Source organism: Helicobacter cetorum (assembly GCF_900198405.1).
Classification (GTDB): Bacteria; Campylobacterota; Campylobacteria; order Campylobacterales; family Helicobacteraceae; genus Helicobacter; species Helicobacter cetorum_C.
In genome coordinates, this window is record NZ_FZMR01000014.1 from 25,908 (window position 1) to 42,861 (window position 16,954).

Consider the following 16,954-nt stretch of genomic DNA (forward strand, 5'->3'; position numbering starts at 1 on the left):
TTAAGGGGATTGAAACTTGCATATTAGTATCCCTTAAAAAAAATAGTTAGGAACATTTATTACAGATTGACCCGTTTAAGGGGATTGAAACTCCAGGTTAAAAATATCATTTAGCACTATGCTTTTAAAATTTATTACAGATTGACCCGTTTAAGGGGATTGAAACTTATCTAGATGATCATATAGATGAAGAACGTAACTAGAATATTTATTACAGATTGACCCGTTTAAGGGGATTGAAACAGTCAATACTGGTTCTGATAAGAATACTGGTTTATCATAAGTAAATTTATTACAGATTGACCCGTTTAAGGGGATTGAAACCTTTCACCAGTGATACGGAAATCATACTTACCAAAGTTAATTTATTACAGATTGACCCGTTTAAGGGGATTGAAACTTATCATCAAAATGCCATTCTATATCGCATTCGTTAATAAAATTTATTACAGATTGACCCGTTTAAGGGGATTGAAACGAACGATAGGCGCTTCAGTAACCTCAATGATCTCACTATCTATTTATTACAGATTGACCCGTTTAAGGGGATTGAAACAAGAAAGACCGGATGATACCGACCTTTACTATTAATTTATTACAGATTGACCCGTTTAAGGGGATTGAAACTCAGCATGATCGTAATAACTTTCATAAAGAGCTTTTAAACTAGATTTATTACAGATTGACCCGTTTAAGGGGATTGAAACTTGGGAATGATAATTTTGCATTATAGGATTGTCGTGATGTATTTATTACAGATTGACCCGTTTAAGGGGATTGAAACCAAAGAACTTAGTTCTAAGAAAATTGATATCTACTTTAGATTTATTACAGATTGACCCGTTTAAGGGGATTGAAACCAAAGAACTTAGTTCTAAGAAAATTGATATCTACTTTAGATTTATTACAGATTGACCCGTTTAAGGGGATTGAAACCAAAGAACTTAGTTCTAAGAAAATTGATATCTACTTTAGATTTATTACAGATTGACCCGTTTAAGGGGATTGAAACTCGTTAAACTCAATAAGGTAAAGTTAAATTTCTTTTTAATTTATTACAGATTGACCCGTTTAAGGGGATTGAAACTTAATCCTAGTAGCTTAAAAGGTAGTTCAACTTTAACTACATTTATTACAGATTGACCCGTTTAAGGGGATTGAAACCTAATTGAGTACTTTGATATGCGTCGTTGGTCGCTAATTGAGATTTATTACAGATTGACCCGTTTAAGGGGATTGAAACTAATAAAAATGAAAGGAGAGAAATGGCGTTATTTTTTCTTATAGTAGGACTAATCCTACTAGGTGTAACTCTTGGCTTAATCATAGCCAAGAATATAATTAGTAAAGGTATCAATGATGAAGATTTATTAGATGAATGAAGTTAACTTGGCTTAATCATAGCCAAGAATATAATTAGTAAAGAGTAAAAATCTGAGATATTTATTACAGATTGACCCGTTTAAGGGGATTAAGACAGATTATTTTTTTATTTCAAGGAATTGTTTAATATAGTTTTTAAATTTAAAAATAAAATTTTATAGATAACGCATTATTGTTTAAGCAAGTTTTAATGTAGGTTTATTTAGGGTATTATCATTTTAATAGTTGATTGGTTTAGCATTCTTTAGTTTTTTAACGCTAGAATGTTGGCTATTAGAAATCAGCTATAACGCTATTGAGAGCGTTAAGTCGTTGGTTATAAGGGCTTTAAGAGTTTTGATTTTTCTAATGCTAAAAAATCGTTTATAATAGCCTTAAAAAAGGCTTAAAGGAGCGATATCATGGAAAGTTGGAGAGTGTCATAAATATTGGTTTTTGATGTGGGTGGTTATGATTCTTTTGTCTAATCGTTTGAATGGTAAGAATCTTACTTTTGACTATCAAACAAATACGATTACTTTAGAGATAATAAAATCGTTTAAGACCAAAGAAAAGCTAGAGACTATAATGGCTCAAATCAGCAAACATGTTCAACTAGATATTGAGCTTGATTATAGCAGTCTTAATTACAATCTTTATAGCTCAGAGAGATTGAGTATTAGCCTTTCAATAGGGACGGATACTTATTTGCTCAATAATTTTTCTACGATTGATAAGGCTTATGTGGGGTTGTTTGATGAGAATGGGTATGTTATGGCTCAATACCGTTGGTAGAGTTGGTAAGTAGGTTTTAAAGGGGAGCTAATGCGAAAGTTTTTTATTATCGTGGTGTTAATGAGTGGTTTGTTAGCTCATTCAGCAACAAAATTTTCTCAAGAAGATGTCAATATTCAAAAATGGATTAATTCTGATTTAGGAAGTGAGAGTTATTTATTTTGGAAAGGTTATCAAACTTGTTTGAAACTGCATGACACTAAAACTTGCTTGATGATGGCTAAAATGGTCTTAGAAATGAGTAAAAACAAGGGGAACGCTTATGCTTTATGGGTGATGTTATTAAATAAAGAATTTTAAAATCAGCCTAGCTTGACTAGGTTTTTTAGTGTTTTTGTTTGGATAATACTAGGCATTTTTAATGAAAATTCAAAAAAATTTTCAAAAATGCTTGACAAATGCAAAAAATCCTACTACTATTTCTCTCGCAAATCCAATGTCCTAGCTAACCTAGAATAGCTACAATCCCCTTGACAGATGGGGCTTACTCTTTTTATCTGTTAAATCCGTTTTTGTTTTTGTTGTTGGCTCTTAGGGTTATACCCTTATTCTCTCTATTTGAAGTTTAAAGGCTATCAAGTCTTTATGACTTTTTTGGGCGGTGGTTCAGTAGTTAGTCAAAAAAGAGTGATTATTTTTTACAAGGAGTTTGACATGAGTTATGCAAAAGTAGTTTCAGAGGTAGCACCTATGGTGATTGAGAGTGGTTTAGGGATTGTAGGGCAATACTTGAAGTATCGCACTGAAAGTAAAAATATCAAACTAGAGCGCCACAAGGTTGATAAGCAAGCTAAAATCATGCTTGCATCTCTTAAGGAGGATACAAAGAGGTTCAATAGGCAATGCAATGCTTTTGAAAAGCATAGCAAGGATAGAAAGCAAGAGCATCTTAGCAATCTAGCTTTTTGGAAAGAGCAACTTAAGAAGAGTTCTTCAATAGAAGAGCGTTCTAAAATCATGGAAATGGTTTTTAATCTTCAATGCATGGCTCTCTCTAGCATTGAGTCTAAAGCTCTAGATGAGTTGCTAAAAGCCTCTAAGAGTGCACCCGTTGCATTAAGTGATGCTAAGAAATTTCTTTCTGAGTAGGGGTTTAACATGTGGAGATTAATTGCTATTGGAGGGGTTATTATAGCGGGTATTGCAGCTTTAATCTTAGAACATGAAAAAAGCAATATAGAAAAAGAAAGAACTAAAAATCAAAGTGCAAAGAAAAAGGCAAGCAAAAAGGTTAAGACTGCTATTGTAAAAAATAAAAAATATAAAAAACAAAGAATGGAGCAGTTAATCAAGGCAGAGCTTGATAAGATTAAAAAATGGTTAGATGAATACAACAACACTCTTTTTATTTATAAAAATGAAAGAAACATGTTGTTTAAGGAGCTAGATAAAACTAGGGATAAAGCACAACGCTCTAAAATCTTTCAAAAAATTCATAAGCTTGGGGAAGAGCGTAAAATATTGTTTGCTAGAAGAGATGAGATTTTTCTTGCTCGTGATAAATTGCATGCAAAACTGAGAACTTTAAGGTCTCATCAAAGGAGTTAATGTGATATTGGTATTGTTTGCGGAATTAATCCTAGTTGCTGTGTTATTTGTGGGAGTAGTAAGTATTATTAGGTTTGTAATTAAAGGTCTTAAAAATAAGTGAGCGTCTTGACAAAATGAAATATTTTTGATAGAATAATACTCCTTATTGGGAATTAAGTTCCGCCCTTTCTTGTTGGAGGGTAAAATCCGACACCACCTACTTGTTGAGCTTGAGGGGGCTCTAGAATTTCTTTTTTGTAACTAAGAGTTGGTTATTGAATAGACTTTTAGATTTTTAGTTGTGTAGCGAGTTGCTATAAAGTTGTAATTTTAAGGAGTTAAATATGCAACAAAAAGACAGCGCAAGTTTTGGTTATGGTAGTGGAAAAATTAGCATGAGCTTTGTAGGCAATACGGCTATATTTGTTACTGGAGCTGTAGTGGCAGTAGGCTGTGTCTATGTAGGGTTTGTATTGGCAGGAGCTACTGGTGGGGTAGCGGTTGCTAGTGGTGTTGCTAAAAGCGTAGTCCATGGGATTACTCGTTTTAGGGGGTAATTTGTGTGGTGGGGGTTCTTTTAAATAAAGCATTTTATAATTAAATGCTTTATAAGTAATAAAAGATATACTTTGTGGTATTCAAGTGTTTTTACTAGGCTAAAAATTACAAACCCTAAAAAATAAGGTCTTTTTGGGGTTTTAATCTGTTGTAATGATTTTTTAAAGATACTTGTTTGATTAATTTGTTGGGGTGTCTTCATCAATTATTTCTTTATATCTCTCTATTTTTTCATTGATTTGTCTTTTAATCTCATCAAAATCATTGTTTGGATTAATATGGACTAGCTTATTTCTTAAGTCATCAATTTCATCTGATAGCATAGATACTTTAGATAGAGTGCCATTGGTAGCCATGCATTTTCTTTGTAGTGCATTATAATCATCAGAGTTTTGGCTATCTCTATTTTGAAAAGTGTTTTTGATTACATCACTTTTATCTTTGTCAATTGCAACCCAATTGAATTTTCGCCAATACTGTGATTGGTCTCTGTGATTTGGTATATAGTTGCCGTTGTCTCTATTTGTTGCAATCCTACTTAACCCACTAAAAAATCTGAGCGTTTCGTATGTGCCTAACCTATTTTCTACTTGTTCAATCTTGTCTTTTAACTCTGGACATTCTCTTTTTAATTGTGTTTTAATAAAATATCTTGCACTCTCGCACAAAAGAGCGATGCTATTAATAAGATAGTCTCTTTTATAAAACATTTCGCTTAATTCAAAATATGTTTGATAGTATTTTTTTCCTTCAAAGTTAATCAGCCCTTTTACAAACTCAGCAAGGTCTTTTAATGGATTGATTAAAAAATGTTCTTTATTTTGTGTTTCTTTTTCTAGTTCTTCCTGTAATTTTTGTATGTTTTTTAGCAATTTGTCTGCACTACCTTGTCCATCTTGTTTTGTCAAGTGGTTGATATTTAAGGATAAAAGGTCATTAGAGACTTCGCGTAGAGAGTTTATGAAACCACTATATTTAGAAGAAACCTCTATATTACTTGTTGTAAAATTATGCTTAAAAGAACTCACAACAAACATGATGTTTGCAATATCTAAGTAGTCTTTTAAATCAATGATTTCATATTCTTTAAGCTCAATAATTACTCTAGTAAAAAGGATTTTTTCAATCTTAGAAGTGTCCTCAAAATTTTCTATAATCAAATCCACAATCATAAGCATAGGCAAATGCCTAAAACCATGGCTTACATCAATAATGAGCTTGTCATAAGATTTGACGGCTTCATTAATAATGGCAAAAACTTGGTTAATGTCATTAAAATCTTTGATAAAAAATCTCTCATCCCAGTTGCCAAAAGAAAGATTAGAATCTTTTAACATATTTTCATTAGTTTCTCTAGCCTTTTTAGTGTAAATTGGCACGATTTCATACTCACTATTTTGATACTTTTCAATGAGTAGAGCAAACATATTATGGTATTTTAAAATTTCTTCTTTATTCTCTTTAAAATAATAGGTTGCCTTATCTTGTTCATCATTGACTTTTCCTAAAATCGTAATAACAGCCTTTTTTTCTTGTTGTTGCATTGTGTTTATCCTTAAAATTATTGTAACTCTTTAAGCATTTCTATAACCCTTAAAGTTTGTTGGTATTTCTTATCTTTTTCTGGGTTTTTAGCCTCTGAAGTTTCTTTCCAAAGATTTTCTTTTAGCATTTTTGTTTTTAAAAACTCCAAAGCTTCTTTTTTATTCTCATCAAATTCCCCTTTTTTAATCGCTTGGAGTAAAAACGCACATAAAGACATGTTTTTATATTCTTTTGTTTCATGTAATTCATCAATCTTTCTTTCAAGTGGACTCATTTCAGCTCTTTTTTTCTCTTTATCTTTTAATTTTTGGAGCCCTCTTTCTTTTTCTTGTTCTAATGCTTCTTTTTTAAGACGCTCTCTTTCTTGCTCTTTGGCTTCTTTTTCTTTAAATTGTTGTTCTAAAATTTGTTGTTGTTTTAATCTCTTTTGTAAGATTTCTTGTTGCTTAAGATGGATTTTTTGCAAATAAGCTTGGTAGGTTTTTTCATCAATTTCTTTTAATTCTACAAAACCAAAAAAATTTTTTTGGTTAAGGTTTTTTTCATCATATTCATAAAGCATAAAAGTTTTAGGGGGGATTTTTTTGTCATGCTCATCTAATTCAAATTCTCCCTTTTTTCTTCTGTAAGCATTTTCTAAACTATCTACGCTATATTCTAAGCCACAATATTTACCTAATTTAAGCATAAAGCCTTGTTCTACTTCTTCAAAAAAAGAGCTTTTTTCAAAATAATCCTCTCTTTTTTCTTTTGGTTTTTCTTCTTGTTCTTTTTGATATTTATCAAAACGCTCGCTATAAAAATAATAAACTTTTTCTTGTAAGATTTTTAAATCATAAGGGCTTTTAATAGAGCATATAAATTCTGTATTAGGCTGGATAACTTCTAGCTTAACATCAACACTCGTCTTCTTAGGATTATTATCTATGTCATAATGCACATTATATGCAAAACCTATTTCTGTGTTATTTTTGATACAAATCGCATCGCTAATTTGAAGCTTTTTTCTTAACTTCATTCTCTCGGTATCATTAGATTTTAAAGGATATATATCTAAAATCGTATCTAAAACCCCTTTAATGCTACTTCCTGGAATAATAGGTTCAAAGGTATTAGAGTTTTTAAAGGTTGTGTCAATAATAAGCTGATTTGTGTTTTTTGTGTTATTTTTATTAAGTTGTTTATCGTATTGTTTTTGAATTTCTTTAGTTGTAGGGCAAGTGTATAGAGCGATTTCTTTAGCCCTTTCTTTATGGTTTCTATAAAAATTAATCATTTGAAATAAATCGCTTGTTTTTCTAGCAAATTCTTGTTTTTCTGTATCGCTTAGCTGGTTATAGAAAAAGATTTCATCAAAACAATACAGAGTGTTATTGTCTATTACAAAATTAGTGGGTTCATACGCATCGCTTGAGCCAATATGCACAGGGGATTTGGTAGTGAGTTTAAAATAATAAGTGTATTCATTCATTATTATGTCCTTTTTAATGGTTGTAAAGGCAAGACAATACTATAAGCCTGATGATAGCTTGTAAAATCTGTATTCATAGACAAATTATCAATGGCGCAACCTATATATTGTAAATTTTCTTTTTTCTCTTTAAATTCCACAACTGCCCCACAATTTGCCATAAGCAAAGGTTTTTTAAAAATATTAGTGATACCCTCATGCTCTGGGTATTTGCCAAATTTAGTGAATGGCTCATAAAAAAATTCTTTGACTTCTTTTTTTGTAAAGTTTGGCACAAAAGCCCCTAAACTCATAAAGGTTGTTGCGTTTTTATTATCTATTTTCTTGTCTATATTTTTATCATAGTCAAACAACACTTCAAAACGCCCTAAGCCTGTGCTAATATTTTTGCCATAGCCATAGACCCCTAAACATTCAAAGCATTTTTTAAAATCAGCCAAACTAAATTGCTTTTCATCTAGCAACACATAAATATCTTTTTTACTTAGCGTGTGTTCCACTTCGCCAAAGGGTGTAAATCTTTCTTTTTCAGTACAAAAGGTTTTATAATTGAGAGCGTTTTTAATCCTAGCTATCTCTCTATCTTCGCACTCTGTTTTTTCATTAGTTTTAGCACTTGTGTAGTTGCCTTTTAATAAGTCTTCTAACTTGAGCCATATTTTCTTGCGGTTTTCTTTTTTCTCTTCTTTCTTTTCGTTTAAATAATCTTGAGGCAAAGTTGGTTTGGGTAAATAATTACAAGCAAAGGCGTTAGAAAAGATAATAAAGGGTTTAGTTTTGTAATCTTTTAATAATTCTTTTAGTCTACTTTCACTATATTTAAAACGAATTATCCAGCAAAACTGCCCAAATAAAGTATCACCTTGTAGGGGCGAACCAAAATTGCTTTTAGGCTCAATGCTAACTTTAAAGAGTTTCATTTTTTTCCTTGCTCTCTTTATACTCTTCCCATTTGTCTTTGTTGGTGAATTTTACCCTTCCATAACCCCTAGAACCACAACCGCCTAAATAATCTTGCTCTATTAGCTTAAGCCCTTGCTTGATTATATCTTTTAATTGTTGTTCATCTTTTTCATCTTCATCAAAAATTTTTAAACGAATGTCAAATTTAAACTTTATACCCGCTGGAACTCTTTCAGTTTGTCTGGGGTGTTCTGCTGTGCCTTTGATCCTATTAATTGTGTTTTCATATTTTGCCTCTGTGAGTTCTAAACTCTCGCATTCACATACATATGCATCGCCTACGCTTATGCGAGTGATTGTGATTTTAATATCTTTATGTGAAGTATTGCTTTTAGCATTCCCAAAGATTTTTAAAAGATTGATAGCATTATTTTTGTTGCTCTCATCTTTGACATTTTCTATCAAACCTGCATTAAAAGGGTTACCATCGCTTAGTTCTACTAATTTGTAGTGATGCTCTAATAACGACCTCATCTTTCCTTTTAAACTGCTACCTGGAATATAAGGCTCTTTTTTATCATTTCTTTTAACCTTTATAACCGGATTATCAATGCCTCCAATTTTCATCACATCATCGCCCCCACCAATATGTAAACCTGTAATAACTTCAATTTTTCCTGTTAGTGTAATAATTTTCATAACAACTCCTTAATAATTTCGTTTCTTTTCTTTATGAAAGCCAATAACCGCCTCAAAAAATAAGGCAAAAATATGCAATGTTTCTTTATTTTTAACCCCATCAATACATTCAATCATCATGTCAGCAAACTCTTGATTGATGAGTTTGCCACCACCAGAATTCCTATGACTAGCATAAGCTACTTTAGACTTAAGCATCTTGACAAAAGGTAATACTTCCGTTTGAAAGTCATGCGTTTGGGCTTTTTCCTGCAATTTCAAAACTTCATCATAAAATTTCCTAATTTGTGTTGTTTTTACGCTTGAAATTTTGTCTGCATAGTTCTGTGCAGTTATTCCAAATAATTCGCTATCTTTTGTGTAATCTAGTTCTAACGCCATTTTTTCTCCTTAAATTTAAGATTGTCTTCTTTTATAGATGTATTCACACAAAAAGGCTTTAACTTCCTTTGGGTGTTTTCCTATATTTTCAAGTAAGGCATTTAAAAGGTCTTGATTTTCTTTTTTTTCCATGTCCATATTCCTTGCAAAGGTGTAATGTAATTTAGATTTCCACATAGAAGCTTGCATAAACTCATCAATATTTATATTCACTTCTTTTTGCGTTTTATTATCGGCTTTTTTGTATTCTAACACCTTTTTAGCCATTTCTATTAACTCTAGCAAGCGGTATAAAAAGGCGGTGGTATTTTTATTTTCACTTTCTTTTTCTTTTTCTTGTAAATCTTCAAAAGTCTTTTTCAGGGTTTTATAGACATCTAAATAGCTATCCCACTTCATCGTTTCGCCAAATAAATTTAAAGCGTTCTTTTTATCATTATTGTTATTATTGTTCTCTTCATCATCAATATGTTTTGCTTTTTCTAATAAACTCTCGCTTGTTCTAGCTAGATAGCTTATAGGGGTGTGTGCATTAGCGATACAAATGCCAAAAGAAATGCTTAGTTTATGCTCTTTGTCTTTATTCTCATTGTCATTTTTGCAAAACTCCATAAAATCTTTTCTAATCTGTCTAGCTAGTTCTAAAATTTCATCCCATGCCCCTACTAAAAACAAATCATCGCCCCCAGCAAATATTGTGTAGGTATTAGGAAAATTTTCTTCCATAAGTTTTGGCACATATAAAGAAAAGAAATTGTTAATGCTTTTAGAAAACACATCAAAGTTTTTAAATTTTTCTGTAACATTGCTGTATTTTATAAAATTCCCCATGCCATCTACATCAGCCTTTAAGATACCTAGTGCTTTAATACCTGTATTGCTATCTTTGCAACTATTTTCGGCTAATTTTTCAAAGGTTAGGATTTCTTTATCATTTTTACACACATAAGATTTTATGGCGTCATCTAAAACAAGCGAACAAGAAAAATTAAAAAAATTAAGCGCTAATTCTTGTGAGCTAATACTTTCTTGTTTTTGAAAATTAGCTAGAATTTCGCCTAATCTTATAAAGCTAGCACACACATGGCAATGCTCTTTATTTTTTTCTTGTATTCTTAAATTACATACCTTGCATAAATTTTCATTGTTTAAGCCCTCATCTATTTCTAAAACAAAATCACTCGCTTTTTCAAAATTTAAAAAATCAAATTTCTTAAGTTTTTGTTTTTCAATTTCTTGAGGGATTTTTTCTTCTCTTAAAGCTTTGTATTTATTGCTTTCTTTGAAATCATCTTTTTTACATTCCACACAAACAAGCGCCATTCCGCTCTGAGCGAAAAAATGTCTTTTAAAATAGTCATTGATTGCTTTTTGTGTGCTCTCAATAGTGCTTTTAATATTATCGTCATCGCCTTTCTTTTTAGGAACTAAAATTTCAAATTTAGATGCTTGTAAGAAAATAATATGCTCTCTATTAATATCAAGCCTAAAGCATATTAAATTAGCTATATATTCGTTAAATAATAACGCAAAAGCTGACTTAGCTCTTAATATTTTAGCGGCATATTCAGTAGTGAGATTATCAAAAATGAATTTTTGTATCCCATAAAAATCCCCACAAATAAGCATTAATTCTTCATCATCATTTATATATTTTAAAAACGCATCAATGCCTTGACTAACATATGGCTTTATTTCATATTTTTTAAAAATCTCAAAATTAAAATATTCACTCATTCTAACCCCTTAACTTCAATTTTTCCTAATCCAAACACGCAACTCTTACCCACACCTATAAGTTCGCCTAATTTTAGCACTTCAAAACTTTCTTTGTTTAAACCTTTAATTTTTATACTCCCTATTAATCCCCCAAATTGCATGGTTGTTTTTTGTCTGTTACTTGAGCGAGTGAGTTCTATAAACTTTAAGTTTCTTTCAACAATTTCGCCCTTAATTTCATAAGGAAATTTCTTAAAATCTCTGTTGAGAAGTTTCATCTGCCTTTGATAAATAGAATTGATTAAATCTTTTAATTCTAAAATTTTGGCATCTCTTAAAAAGCGATTATCCTTTTTAATCCTTAAAGGCGTAACCAATTCCAAGATGATGTTTTCAAAACGCTCTTTAATGCTAAAGATTTGAATGCTATTTTTTGGCAAACTAATTTCTTCATTTTTCAAGCAATTTATATCATTTATAAGCATACTAAAATCTTTATAAGTCTTTTTCTCTTTACCTAAGCCGATGTTTTTAAGCATTTCTAATAACGCGCTTAGCACATAAGGAAGCTCTTTAGTGGCACGATTGAATAAATATACATTGAAGTTATATTCTCTAGCACCTAGTTTAAAATCCAAGCGATAAGTTGAAATAGTGTTTTTGATTTCAAAAAACGCACAATACAAGCAATTTTCTTTAGCAATACACACGCCATGTTTATTGGGTGGATTTAAACACACGATTTTTTTAAGCGCTACGCCAAAAGCCCCTCTAATTTGACTACCCATAAAAAAGGGTGGTTTGTCTTTGATTTTTATAGTGATTTTAGTGTAAGTCATTTTTCATACTCTCTAAATCTCACATGTTTAAACACGCTTGATTTTATACATTCGCCTTTTTCGTTTATGCTTTCTATACTTTCTCTTTTGGTGGTGGCATAGACGCATTTTAAGCCCAAATCTTGACAAAAATTTACTAGATAAAAACTCGCTCCAAAATCCCCACTAATTAAAGCTACATCATTCTTAATCGCATGATTTTTTATAAATTCTTTAATAGGGTTTAAATAGTCTTTTAAGCTTTCTAATTCACTAGGCACAGAAGAAAATAAAATTTGCAACTCTTTAGGTAAAGACACAAACTCACTTACGCTGTAATGTTGGATTAAATCTTGTTGTTGCTCTTGGCTAAGTTGGTGGGAAAAAAGTAAAAATGCTTTCAAAACCTTGCCCCTTTTAAATCTTTGTAAAAAGAAGTTTCTATTATAGTCAAAAAAACAAAATAGATAAAAACCTAAAAATTTAGATTTTTTAAAAATAAAAAGGCGAGTTAGAAACTATAAGTATAGTTCCAATACACCGCAAAAATTCTTCTTCTAAAATCTTGTGCGATACCGCCATATTGGGTTACAACAGGAATTTTGATTCCCATTTCAAATTGGTTGTGCTTGCCACCCATACGCACCCCAAGATTGACTAAAAACTGAAAGGTAGTGTAAGTGCATTGAGCTAGTGAATCCCCGCTAGAGCCATAACACACGCTTTTAGGCACATTAGAGTGTTTCATCTGCATGCCATAGCTTGACCCAGCGATAGCCACTCCTGTTCTAAAGCCAAAGAAAAAGCGCTCATTATTGATTACATTAGGAATCCAATCCCCATAAATGCCATAAGTGCTTAAGAAAAGAAAGCTGTTTTTGGCGTAAGTGTTATAAAGAGAGCTTGTAAAATCATAGAATATTCCATATCTAAAAGCATTTACTTTGTTTTCTCTAGTTTTATAACCTATATCAATCCCCCAACCTGTAGAAACATGCACATTATAGGGTGCTCCTTGTTTAGTAGCTATAGGCAAATTATTTTTTGTGCCACTCACTCCCCCTAATTGGAATCCAATGCCAGCATACCATGCACTCCTATCGGCTAGTTGGCTTTGTGTAGTAGGGGATATAGGGGGTGTTTGAGTAGGGCTAGGCTGAGAGATAGTGGGGTTAGTAGTGGTTGGAGTAGGGATAGTAGGTGTTGTATTTTGGTCTTGGATTGGTTGGGTGCTTGATTGGTTAGAGGGACTAGAGACTTCTTCTGCTTGTGCTTGCACAAGATTAAAGCTTATCGCCAAAGCGCTTGCAAGGCTAGTTTGCAATAAGGATTTGGCATTAAAAGGCATAGATTTCATAAACTTCCTTTACAAATAATATTAGCGGTGCATTATATCACATGATATTAATATTTTAAGATGATGATTAAGGGTAAATATTGGCGTATAGCAGTGGGATAGTAATGTTGGATTTTTTACAAATATTTATTACTCAAGATAAGTTTTTAGGGGGTTTTAGCAGTATTATTTGATGATAATTATTTAATGGAAAATAAAGATAGTATAAGTTAAAATGTTTAATATTTAAATTTAAGGATATGCTTGCAATGGTTATAAGATTGGTTAAAATCTTGAGTTTTTTTAATGAAACAACTCTCTCTCTCTCTCTTTAAGTTTAGTTTCTTATTGGTTCTAGGCGCATCGCTAGGGCTTGCTACTGAATCTAGCTTATCAAAGCCAAAAGAAACTTCAGCATACGCAGATAAGAGCGCGTTTTATATGGGGGGTGGCTATCAATTAGGTGCGGTGAGTAAGAGCCAAACTGATTTAGATCTTTCACAGCGATTTTCTCTTTTAGGGGGTTTTCTAGGCAGTAGCTATGCCACTCTTCCTCCAAGCAATCAAGCACCTAATATCCCTTTATTACCCCCTATAGTTAGTCCAAACCCCATTATTAGTTCTACTTTTTTAAATTATCAAAAAGGAGAGCCAAAGTCTAGCACAGCTGTATCTAATGGCTTTGGACTCACTTTGGGGTATAAAATCGTTGGTAAAAATAAAAATACCAAATGGGCTGGGGTAAGGTTTGGGATATTTTATGATTTTAGTGCTTCTACTTATAAAAGAGGGGCTTACTTTTCTAATCTAACCATGCAAAAAACTAATTCTATGATACTTTCTACTTATGGAGCGTATGTGGATTGGCTTATCAATGCTTATAATAGCGAGAAATTTTTTGCTGGATTTAGACTTGGCATAGCGTTTGCTGGTGTGAGCTATAGCTTAAAGAATAGTAAAATCTATCAAACCTATCTTAATGAATATCTTGGGGGTAATATTGCAACGAGTGCTTTCCAATTTTTAGTGAATTTGGGAGTGCGACTAGGGGGCAAGCACAATCATTTTGAGTTTGGTATCAAAATTCCTACTATTGAAAGCAACTATATGCAAGCTAATACTGATAAGGTAAAAAGTAGCACCATTACAACTCAATATAAAACTCAAAATGGAGCTATTGCTTCGTTCAATGCACAGAATAAAGGCTTAAACGCATTATATTATGACAAAGGGTATTCCAATATTCCTTATCATATAGCCTTTAAGCGTGATTTTGCTCTTTATTTCAACTATATTTATAGTTTTTAATTTTTTCTCTAACCCCCTTTTTTTAAAACTCTTTTTCTTTATTAAAAATGAAACGAGAGTTTTTAAAAAACTTTATAGACACACATCGTTTATAAGACTTGATTGCTTACAAACTAATTTTTTAAAATATTATGGGTATAAAAAATTATCTAGGCTAGTTTGATTGCACTTTTTCATCTTAAAATTTTTATTTAGCATTAAAAATTTTATTTCATATAAAAATACTCTTTTATCAAAATCAAAGGTTTTTAATATTAAAATACTCCTTTTTTGTAAAATCACATTAACAAGAGGAAATGAAATGCGTTGCCATTCAATTACCTCCCCCAATAAATAAAATAAAACCAATTTGTTTTATTTCTGTGAGCCTATCAACTTTATTAAATATTCATGTTCTTAGTGCAGAAACCTATGAAGAAATGAAAGAACGCATTACTAAAGAAGTGCGTCAAGAAATCATTCAAAAAAAGGCTGAAGAAAAAGCCAAAGAAAAAGCCTTGCATGACAAAATCATGCAGGAAGAATTGAAAAAAGAAGTCTATCAAGAAGAGTTGAAAAAGGCTAATCAACAAGATAAAACGCCTATTATCACTGATACTCAAGCTAAGCCAATCTATAGCCATTCGCAGTATGAAAAGATTTTTAGTCATCAAGAAGTAAGCCATGAAAATATAGCTCTAAAAAAAGAGGAGCTTAATAAGGATACACAACCAAAACAACAGCAAATAGCACCAAAACCTAGCGAACCAACGCCACAAAAAACAGAAAAACCACTTATATATAGCTCTATCAAATATGATGATAGATATGATTATGCAGATAAAGATTCATTTTATCTTGGTATAGGCTATGAATATGGCTCTGCTACTACAAATGGGGGCGATATCGTTCTAGGATATAAATGGGTTGGCGATAGGGAAAACACTAAATGGAGTGGGGCTAGGGTGGGGGTCTTTGCTAGTGGGTCTGTTTATATGTCAAACATATTCAATGAGTTAAGTGATCTTAATAATTGCTTGTTTAATGCTTGCCCCATTAGCACAAGTAATATGGTTAACCAAGCTTTACAAAATATGAATGTTGGCTTTAGCAATTATGGCGTGTATTCTGATTGGCTTATCAATGCTTATAATGGGGATAGATTTTTTGCTGGATTTAGAATTGGAGGGGCTTTAGCTGGTTCAACTTACTTTTCTTCAAGTGGCGTTATGGGGAATTTCTTTCAATTTTTTGTTAATTTGGGCTTACGCATAGGATTTAGTCGCCATGCTTTTGAATTTGTAGCTAAACTGCCTACGGTTACTAATAAGTTTGACATAGAGCAAGACGGGTATAACAAACTTAAGATTCCACAAAATTATCTGTTTGGTTTCAACTATGTCTATAGTTTTAAATAAAAAGCTTAAGCCTTTTGGCTTAAACTCTCTAAAACCCCCAAAAACACCTTTTCTAAAGATTCTAATTCTTTTAAGCTCACTCTCTCATCAATGGCATGGATTCTATCATTGATGACACCAAATTCCACCACTTCTATGCCATAAGCACTAAAAAATCGCGCATCACTGGTGCCACCTTTAGTATTTAGGCTTGGGGTAATGTTGCATATTTTTAAAATATTTTCTTTTAACACGCTAATAAGCTTTGAGTGAGAAGAAGTGATAAAAGGTAAAGAGCTTTGCTCTAATTCTAAAGAATAAGACAAATCTTTTAAAACCTTTTTTAAATACTCTTTTAAGCTCTCTTTGGTGGTTTTTAAAGAATGGCGCACATTAAATAAAATCTCCACACTTGCTGGAGTTACATTATTAGCTCCTAATCCTGCATGCAAGTTAGTGATGACAAGTTTTGAAGGGGCAAAATTTGTATCGCCATTATCTAAATTGATTCCTGAAATTAAAGGTAAGACAGAAGCAAGAGAATCAATAGGATTTTTGCATTTTTGTGGATAGGCCACATGCCCTTGAATGCCCTTTAAAATCAGTTTGCCATTAATAGAACCTCTTCTGCCAATTTTAATACTATCGCCTAAGACTTTCTCGCAAGTGGGTTCAGCCACAATGACCATATTAGGTAACAAATCTTTTTCTTTTAGTTGCTCTAGCATAAGTTTTGTGCCAAAAATCCCTGGCCCTTCTTCATCGCTAGTGAGTAAAATGGAGAGCATAAAAGGGGTTTTAGGGTTAAATTTCAAGCTCGCACCTAAAAACGCCCCCACACCCCCTTTCATATCTTGTGCTCCACGCCCATAGAGATAACCCTCTTTAATAGTGGGTGTGAAAGGCTCGCTTTGCCAATTATTTCCAGGAGGCACAACATCAATATGACCTGCAAAGCAAAAATGTAGGGGTTTAATTCCAGTTTTTGGGTTAAAAACTCGGTATAAAAAAAGATTTTTCACGCCATCTTTTTCGCATTCTAGGATTTTAAAAGTAGGAAAAAGAGATTTGATATACTCAAAAATACCACACTCTTTGGGTGTGATGCTAGGGTAGCTGATGAGCTTTTGAGTGATTGTATGCGCATTCATTA

The 16,954-nt window shown here is 32.1% G+C and carries 17 protein-coding genes and 1 CRISPR repeat array; of the genes, 7 read left to right on the forward strand and 10 right to left on the reverse strand.

Features of this window, described 5'->3' with window-relative positions; translation table 11 throughout:
- Positions 1–54: 54 nt before the first annotated feature.
- Positions 55–1,243: direct repeats of the CRISPR family, unit length 37 nt; unit sequence ATTTATTACAGATTGACCCGTTTAAGGGGATTGAAAC.
- A 578-nt stretch (positions 1,244–1,821) separates the two neighbouring features.
- The 5 genes from C6H25_RS04515 (at position 1,822) to C6H25_RS04535 (ending at position 4,244) form a co-directional block, all read left to right on the forward strand.
- Entirely contained in the window at positions 1,822–2,157 is a 336-nt protein-coding gene (locus tag C6H25_RS04515; protein WP_104748270.1) for a hypothetical protein, read from the forward strand.
- 30 nt (positions 2,158–2,187) lie between these two features.
- On the forward strand, positions 2,188–2,457 hold the full coding sequence (locus C6H25_RS04520; RefSeq protein WP_104748271.1) for a hypothetical protein: 270 nt from the start codon (positions 2,188–2,190) through the stop codon (positions 2,455–2,457).
- A 285-nt stretch (positions 2,458–2,742) separates the two neighbouring features.
- The gene (locus C6H25_RS04525; RefSeq protein ID WP_104748272.1) at positions 2,743–3,246 is read left to right on the forward strand and encodes a hypothetical protein; all 504 of its coding nucleotides are present in this window, start codon (positions 2,743–2,745) and stop codon (positions 3,244–3,246) included.
- A gap of 9 nt (positions 3,247–3,255) precedes the next feature.
- A complete protein-coding gene (locus C6H25_RS04530; RefSeq protein ID WP_104748273.1) occupies positions 3,256–3,705 on the forward strand; it encodes a hypothetical protein in 450 nt (149 codons plus the stop codon).
- A gap of 326 nt (positions 3,706–4,031) precedes the next feature.
- Positions 4,032–4,244 (forward strand): hypothetical protein, encoded by a 213-nt coding sequence (locus tag C6H25_RS04535; RefSeq protein WP_104748274.1) that lies wholly within the window; start codon positions 4,032–4,034, stop codon positions 4,242–4,244.
- Positions 4,245–4,424: 180 nt separating this feature from the next.
- Here C6H25_RS04535 and C6H25_RS04540 read toward each other — a convergent pair whose 3' ends face one another.
- The 9 genes from C6H25_RS04540 to C6H25_RS04580 form a co-directional block, all read right to left on the reverse strand.
- Positions 4,425–5,789 (reverse strand): TM1812 family CRISPR-associated protein, encoded by a 1,365-nt coding sequence (locus C6H25_RS04540; RefSeq protein ID WP_104748275.1) that lies wholly within the window; start codon positions 5,787–5,789, stop codon positions 4,425–4,427.
- A 17-nt stretch (positions 5,790–5,806) separates the two neighbouring features.
- Positions 5,807–7,261 (reverse strand): RAMP superfamily CRISPR-associated protein, encoded by a 1,455-nt coding sequence (locus C6H25_RS04545; protein ID WP_104748276.1) that lies wholly within the window; start codon positions 7,259–7,261, stop codon positions 5,807–5,809.
- 2 nt (positions 7,262–7,263) lie between these two features.
- Positions 7,264–8,181: a type III-A CRISPR-associated RAMP protein Csm4 gene (csm4, locus tag C6H25_RS04550; protein ID WP_104748277.1), complete on the reverse strand. Its 918-nt coding sequence runs from the start codon at positions 8,179–8,181 to the stop codon at positions 7,264–7,266.
- Positions 8,168–8,863 (reverse strand): type III-A CRISPR-associated RAMP protein Csm3, encoded by a 696-nt coding sequence (csm3, locus tag C6H25_RS04555; protein ID WP_104748278.1) that lies wholly within the window; start codon positions 8,861–8,863, stop codon positions 8,168–8,170. Before csm3 ends, csm4 begins: the two co-directional genes overlap by 14 nt.
- A 9-nt stretch (positions 8,864–8,872) precedes the next feature.
- Positions 8,873–9,244: a type III-A CRISPR-associated protein Csm2 gene (gene csm2 / locus C6H25_RS04560; protein WP_104748279.1), complete on the reverse strand. Its 372-nt coding sequence runs from the start codon at positions 9,242–9,244 to the stop codon at positions 8,873–8,875.
- 15 nt (positions 9,245–9,259) lie between these two features.
- The gene (gene cas10 / locus C6H25_RS04565) at positions 9,260–10,981 is read right to left on the reverse strand and encodes a type III-A CRISPR-associated protein Cas10/Csm1 (RefSeq protein ID WP_104748280.1); all 1,722 of its coding nucleotides are present in this window, start codon (positions 10,979–10,981) and stop codon (positions 9,260–9,262) included.
- Complete coding sequence (gene cas6 / locus C6H25_RS04570; RefSeq protein ID WP_104748281.1) at positions 10,978–11,802, reverse strand: CRISPR system precrRNA processing endoribonuclease RAMP protein Cas6; 825 nt, start codon at positions 11,800–11,802, stop codon at positions 10,978–10,980. The genes cas10 and cas6 overlap by 4 nt, the downstream gene beginning before the upstream one ends.
- Complete coding sequence (csx20, locus tag C6H25_RS04575; protein WP_104748282.1) at positions 11,799–12,185, reverse strand: CRISPR-associated protein Csx20; 387 nt, start codon at positions 12,183–12,185, stop codon at positions 11,799–11,801. Before csx20 ends, cas6 begins: the two co-directional genes overlap by 4 nt.
- Before the next feature lie 107 nt (positions 12,186–12,292).
- Entirely contained in the window at positions 12,293–13,138 is an 846-nt protein-coding gene (locus C6H25_RS04580; RefSeq protein WP_104748283.1) for an outer membrane protein, read from the reverse strand.
- 285 nt (positions 13,139–13,423) lie between these two features.
- On the opposite strand from C6H25_RS04580, the gene C6H25_RS04585 reads away from it, so the two are divergent.
- The gene (locus C6H25_RS04585; RefSeq protein WP_104748284.1) at positions 13,424–14,425 is read left to right on the forward strand and encodes an outer membrane protein; all 1,002 of its coding nucleotides are present in this window, start codon (positions 13,424–13,426) and stop codon (positions 14,423–14,425) included.
- 419 nt (positions 14,426–14,844) lie between these two features.
- Positions 14,845–15,822: an outer membrane beta-barrel protein gene (locus tag C6H25_RS04595; protein WP_158653874.1), complete on the forward strand. Its 978-nt coding sequence runs from the start codon at positions 14,845–14,847 to the stop codon at positions 15,820–15,822.
- A gap of 5 nt (positions 15,823–15,827) precedes the next feature.
- Here C6H25_RS04595 and dapE read toward each other — a convergent pair whose 3' ends face one another.
- Positions 15,828–16,952, reverse strand: a complete 1,125-nt coding sequence (gene dapE, locus C6H25_RS04600; protein ID WP_104748287.1) for a succinyl-diaminopimelate desuccinylase — start codon at positions 16,950–16,952, stop codon at positions 15,828–15,830.
- Positions 16,953–16,954: the final 2 nt, after the last annotated feature.

Coding starts and splice junctions, on each gene's coding strand:
- C6H25_RS04580 (WP_104748283.1), bottom strand. CDS start 13,138: ATGAAATCTATGCCTTTTAATGCCAAATCCTTATTGCAAACTAGCCTT.
- C6H25_RS04595 (WP_158653874.1), top strand. CDS start 14,845: ATGAAAGAACGCATTACTAAAGAAGTGCGTCAAGAAATCATTCAAAAA.
- C6H25_RS04585 (WP_104748284.1), top strand. CDS start 13,424: ATGAAACAACTCTCTCTCTCTCTCTTTAAGTTTAGTTTCTTATTGGTT.
- C6H25_RS04520 (WP_104748271.1), top strand. CDS start 2,188: ATGCGAAAGTTTTTTATTATCGTGGTGTTAATGAGTGGTTTGTTAGCT.
- csm4 (WP_104748277.1), bottom strand. CDS start 8,181: ATGAAACTCTTTAAAGTTAGCATTGAGCCTAAAAGCAATTTTGGTTCG.
- cas6 (WP_104748281.1), bottom strand. CDS start 11,802: ATGACTTACACTAAAATCACTATAAAAATCAAAGACAAACCACCCTTT.
- C6H25_RS04540 (WP_104748275.1), bottom strand. CDS start 5,789: ATGCAACAACAAGAAAAAAAGGCTGTTATTACGATTTTAGGAAAAGTC.
- csm3 (WP_104748278.1), bottom strand. CDS start 8,863: ATGAAAATTATTACACTAACAGGAAAAATTGAAGTTATTACAGGTTTA.
- csm2 (WP_104748279.1), bottom strand. CDS start 9,244: ATGGCGTTAGAACTAGATTACACAAAAGATAGCGAATTATTTGGAATA.
- cas10 (WP_104748280.1), bottom strand. CDS start 10,981: ATGAGTGAATATTTTAATTTTGAGATTTTTAAAAAATATGAAATAAAG.
- C6H25_RS04545 (WP_104748276.1), bottom strand. CDS start 7,261: ATGAATGAATACACTTATTATTTTAAACTCACTACCAAATCCCCTGTG.
- C6H25_RS04525 (WP_104748272.1), top strand. CDS start 2,743: ATGACTTTTTTGGGCGGTGGTTCAGTAGTTAGTCAAAAAAGAGTGATT.
- C6H25_RS04515 (WP_104748270.1), top strand. CDS start 1,822: ATGTGGGTGGTTATGATTCTTTTGTCTAATCGTTTGAATGGTAAGAAT.
- C6H25_RS04530 (WP_104748273.1), top strand. CDS start 3,256: ATGTGGAGATTAATTGCTATTGGAGGGGTTATTATAGCGGGTATTGCA.
- dapE (WP_104748287.1), bottom strand. CDS start 16,952: ATGAATGCGCATACAATCACTCAAAAGCTCATCAGCTACCCTAGCATC.
- C6H25_RS04535 (WP_104748274.1), top strand. CDS start 4,032: ATGCAACAAAAAGACAGCGCAAGTTTTGGTTATGGTAGTGGAAAAATT.